The sequence below is a fragment of the Aneurinibacillus danicus genome, assembly GCF_007991215.1.
GTDB lineage: Bacteria > Bacillota > Bacilli > Aneurinibacillales > Aneurinibacillaceae > Aneurinibacillus > Aneurinibacillus danicus.
The window spans coordinates 1-3,276 of sequence record NZ_BJXX01000240.1; the positions used below are offsets into that span (position 1 = coordinate 1).

2 protein-coding genes are annotated in these 3,276 nt (G+C 40.8%); both read left to right on the top strand.

Annotated elements, in window-relative coordinates; all coding sequences use genetic code 11:
• Positions 1-179: 179 nt before the first annotated feature.
• Complete coding sequence (locus ADA01nite_RS21385; protein ID WP_146812452.1) at positions 180-779, top strand: NAD(P)H oxidoreductase; 600 nt, start codon at positions 180-182, stop codon at positions 777-779.
• Positions 780-1,044: 265 nt separating this feature from the next.
• The coding region (locus ADA01nite_RS21390; protein ID WP_146812453.1) for an EAL domain-containing protein at positions 1,045-3,276 on the top strand (2,232 nt) is incomplete at its 3' end.

Sequence of the window (3,276 nt, forward strand, 5' to 3'; positions counted from 1 at the left end):
TCAACTTAAAATATGGCCAGCGTCCTGCTGAAGAAGTGATAGAAGAATTAGGTGAAGAAGTTCTTCCGCACTTTCCCGCAATAACCGGCGAGTGACGGTTTTATTGAAGGAATAAAATCATTCCCCTATGCGTACGAAGGCGACTAAAAGGACGCAAAAACTAAAAAAGGAGGAGAGTTATGAAGGTACTTACCATTATTGCTCATCCAAGAAAAAGCTCATTAACATTTGCTGTGGCAAACCGTTTTGTAGAAGGGCTTAAAGACGCAAATCATGAAGTGGAATTGTTAGATTTATACAGGGAAGGGTTTAACCCTGTGCTGTTTGAACAAGACGAGCCTGATTGGGATGACCCTAATAAAGAATATTCTTCATTAGTTCATAAAGAAATGGAACGAATGAAGCGAAATGATGCGTTGGCATTTATTTTTCCAGTCTGGTGGTATAGCATGCCCGCTATCATGAAAGGTTATATAGACCGGGTCTGGAACTATGGATTCGCGTATGGTAACAGTAAGCTCCCTCATCAAAAAGTTTTATGGATTGGTTTAGCAGGAGAAACGGAACAACAGTTTCAAAAACGAAATTTTGATAAGATGCTTGAGCAGTATTTAAATGTTGGATTAGCCCAGTTTACAGGTATCGCAGATTCTAAGGTAGCATTACTTTATGATTCTCTAGGGGAAGAAGGGGGAGAAGATCATTTTGAGAAGTTGCTGATTCATGCATATAATTTAGGACTTCACTATACTGAGAGTAAAGATAATACGAGTAATTAATTCTGTAAATTATCAGATATAGAGCATCCCATCTTGTTTTAGAGGGGTGCTTTTTCTATAAGTATCAATTAAAGCACTGGTACGGGGAAAAAGACAGAGATAAATCGTATTATTAGTTCTAATTACTCTTTTTTTAATGTGATTAAATGCGAAATCAGGATTATATTTCGCAGAAAAAATATTATGATATACTTCTTATGAATTGATTTCAAAGTACCTTTTTGTATCTAATGGGAAAAATATCAAATTACTATAGAGGGGTATTATGAAAAAAGAACCTTGGTATGCTGCTGAATCCAAGCTGAGGTGTAAGAGATTAGGTATGGATCCGGCGGTTCCTCCTTCTTTTTCCGCCAGGATTAGTGAAGAAGAATTGGCGAAAAGACGTTCAAAGCATGAAGAGATACTTTCGGTAGTAGATGTCTTTGTAAATAGAATGTTTGAGCAGACAAAGGAAATTCCCCTGCTTATTGTGATTACAGATAACACCGGTTGCATTTTGGAGGTCACCGGCGATGAGATGATTAAAAGCACTATGATGAAGTTGGGGATTAATGTAGGTCTTCAGTTTAAGGAGGAGGATGCGGGAACGAACGGAGTGACTCTTGCGTTGCAGCATCGTCAACCGATTCAAATTATCGGAGATGAGCACTACCATAATTTCCTGCACGAGTCGGCCTGTTACACGGTTCCTTTTCAGTGCCCGGATAGTGAAGAAATGCTTGGCACCCTTACGGTGATGACTGCTGTTACAGAGCATACTCCTTTTCTGCTGTCTATGTTATGCACGGTTACAGATGCCATTGAAAGAGAGCTTCTTCTGCGGAAAAAGAACAGAAGACTACATCTATTAAACCAAATTATGGTCGAAGCTACAACGAACGGAATTATTGTTACCGATAAAGAGGGTTTTATTACGGAGTATAACAAATTTGCTCAGAAAATTACGGGGTGGAAAAGGGAACAGATACTTGGAAATTCTGTTCAGAATCTGCAGCCATTCGGCCATTATATCAAGTGCCTTCTCCAAACGGGAGAGAGATTTGAGGACATCGAATTGGTATTTAAAAATAGAGAGACACAAAACGATGTTGTCTGTTTGCTGGATGTTCATCCTATCTATGACAAAAAATCCAAACTCGTAGGTGCTTTCTGCCAGTTCCGCGATATTACGGAGCGGTACAAAGCCAAAGAGCGAATGGATTATATGGCTCACCATGATGATTTGACAGAATTGCCAAACCGCAGATTCTTCGTGAAAAAGCTAAATGAAAGATTAAAGCTTGCGCAAGAGAGCAAGGAAACTTTTTCGATTATGTTTTTAGATTTGGATAGATTTAAACTCATCAATGATACACTCGGGCATAATACAGGAGATTTGGTCCTCGGTATCGTGGCTAAGCGATTAAAAACCTGTCTGTCTGAACAGGATATTGTCGCCAGGATGGGGGGAGATGAGTTTACGATTCTTCTCCAGGAAACCGTGTGTATGGAAGAGGCGGAAAGAATAGCCGGGAAGATTATTGAGGAACTAAGAAAGCCTCTCTTTATTAATGGGAATGAATTTTATCTTACTGCAAGCATTGGCATTGTATTTTACCCGCATGACGGCAAAAATGCCGAGATACTGATGAAGCATGCTGATATTGCTATGTACCAGGCAAAAGAGCGCGGTAAGAACAGTTATGTGGTATATAAACCCTCGCAGGATAATGGAATGGAGCAGCTTATTCTGGAAAGCTCCCTGCGCAAAGCGATCGGAAACAATGAATTTATTGTTTACTACCAACCGCAAATCGATTTGCGCACAGAGAGAATCGTAGGGGTTGAAGCGCTGATACGATGGAAGCACCCGCAGCTCGGTGCGGTATCACCTGCAAAATTTATTCCTTTAGCGGAAGAGACGGGAATGATAACCCAGATAGGTGAATGGGTGATGAAAGAGGCGTGCCGACAAAACAAAAAATGGCAGGATATGGGACTTCCCCCGGTGAGAGTATCCGTTAACCTCTCGACACGCCAATTTTCAAAACAGGATATAACGCGGGTCGTTACGGATGTTCTGCAGGAAACGGGGCTAAACCCCGGTTATTTAGGGCTTGAAATTACGGAATCAATGACGATGAATGTGGAGCATGCCGTGCATACGCTAAGGGATTTGAAAAACCTTGGTGTGCAAATAAGTATGGATGACTTTGGCACAGGATATAGTTCACTATATTATTTAAAGAAATTTTCGATTGATCACTTAAAAATTGACCAATCTTTCGTACGCGATATTATGATAGATTCCAGCGATGCCGATATCGTATCGACCATTATTTCCATGGCTCATAATCTCGGGATCAAGGTGATAGCGGAAGGGGTAGAGACAGAAGAGCAGCTTTGTTATTTGAAGGAACAAGGATGTGAAGAGGTTCAGGGCTATCTTTACAGTCCGCCGCTGCCCGCTCATGAAATAGAAAGTTTGCTGCGTGGAGCAAAGCTAAAAAAACAA

Bases quoted from the DNA above. Each gene is read 5' to 3' on its own strand.
- ADA01nite_RS21385 (WP_146812452.1), top strand. From the start codon at position 180: ATGAAGGTACTTACCATTATTGCTCATCCAAGAAAAAGCTCATTAACA.